The sequence below is a fragment of the Campylobacter sp. RM12647 genome (assembly GCF_020138135.1).
GTDB lineage: Bacteria > Campylobacterota > Campylobacteria > Campylobacterales > Campylobacteraceae > Campylobacter_E.
The window spans coordinates 1-1,298 of record NZ_JACGAS010000055.1 but is presented as its reverse complement, the minus strand read 5'-3'; the positions used below and the strand labels follow the sequence as shown (position 1 = coordinate 1,298).

Below are 1,298 nucleotides of genomic sequence, written 5' to 3'. Positions count from 1 at the left end.
TTATTTTAAAACCCAATAAACCACTAAGATATTTAAAAAACACTCAAAAGGAATTTAAAAACAAACTTTTAAATTCCTTAATCTTTTTTAGTATTTACTTACACTTTTAAAGCATACTCACTCATCATCACCAGGAGCTACTCTTTGTAAGTATTTTACTACTTGATAGTATTCATTCTCATCTAAACTTGCATTATCTTGCATAGATTTAATTGTGCTTGGCCATACATTTTTACTAAACTCATCATAAGCATGTAAAGCATGGCATATACCACATCTTTCTTCAAATAATGCCTTACCATCTTCTATAATATCTTTATTTGTAATCTTAGTATTATCAACGCTAGCTACTATCTCTACTACTTCCCAAGTATTATCATAATCATCTACTTTAGTTCCTATTACTTTAACAGCATTAGCATCATCAAGATTTACGCTATTTGATAAGACACCTAAAGTATCATAAATAGCTTTTCCACCTTTAGGACGATAGCCTGTAAGTTTTATCTCACTTTTATTATTATCATTTTTAACTATATCAAACTTAGTTCCTATAATAATTGTTCCTATTGTTTTATTATTAATACTTAAAGGAGTGTTTTCTAAAGCATAATTATTAGCTAATAATGAGCTTGTAATTAAACTTAATAATATTAGTTTTTTCATTTTTTATTATCCTTATAAATGTTTTTATACTTATTATTATTTGTTTTTATTACTTATCTTAATAAGTATTTTTAAAGCCTAAAATATACTTTTAGGCTTTATTTAATTTATGCTTTAAACTTTGGTTGTCTAAATAAATCAAGTGCTGGAATTTCTTTAGTATATTTTTCTATTTCTACTAAAGCAGTTGCTTGATTACCACAAGCAAGTTTGCTACTTGGAATATCAGCTATAAGCACATTTACATCTCCGTGTAAGCATAAGCCTTTTTTATTAGGATTATACCAAGAGCCTTCTTGCATTCTAATTACACCAGGTTTAACATATTCAGTTACTAAAACACCACCTAGTATTTCCCCTCTATCATTAAATATACGAACTATATCTCCATTTTTAATACCACGAGCTTTTGCATCAATTGGATTCATCCATAAGCTTTCTTTTCCTTCTACTTCTTCAAAATCTCTTAAAAAAGTATTATTAAGTTGTGAGTGTAATCTATACTTTGGATGTGGAGTGATTAGATTTAATTTATATTTTTTAGCATTGCCTAAATATTCAGCTGGTTCATAAAATTGAACTAAGCCTTTGCAATCATCATAGCCAAACTTATCAATCTTTTTAGAAAATAT

Annotated in this window: 2 protein-coding genes; both read right to left on the bottom strand. The window is 27.1% G+C overall.

Annotated features, from left to right (window positions below; genetic code table 11):
• Nucleotides 1–117: 117 nt before the first annotated feature.
• Nucleotides 118–666 (bottom strand): hypothetical protein, encoded by a 549-nt coding sequence (locus AVBRAN12647_RS09560; RefSeq protein ID WP_239803609.1) that lies wholly within the window; start codon nt 664–666, stop codon nt 118–120.
• A 107-nt stretch (nt 667–773) separates the two neighbouring features.
• On the bottom strand, nt 774–1,298 hold a 525-nt coding region (locus AVBRAN12647_RS09555; RefSeq protein ID WP_336607735.1), incomplete at its 5' end, for a molybdopterin dinucleotide binding domain-containing protein.

Excerpts from the sequence above, each read along its gene's own strand:
- AVBRAN12647_RS09560 (WP_239803609.1), bottom strand. The coding sequence starts at position 666 with ATGAAAAAACTAATATTATTAAGTTTAATTACAAGCTCATTATTAGCT.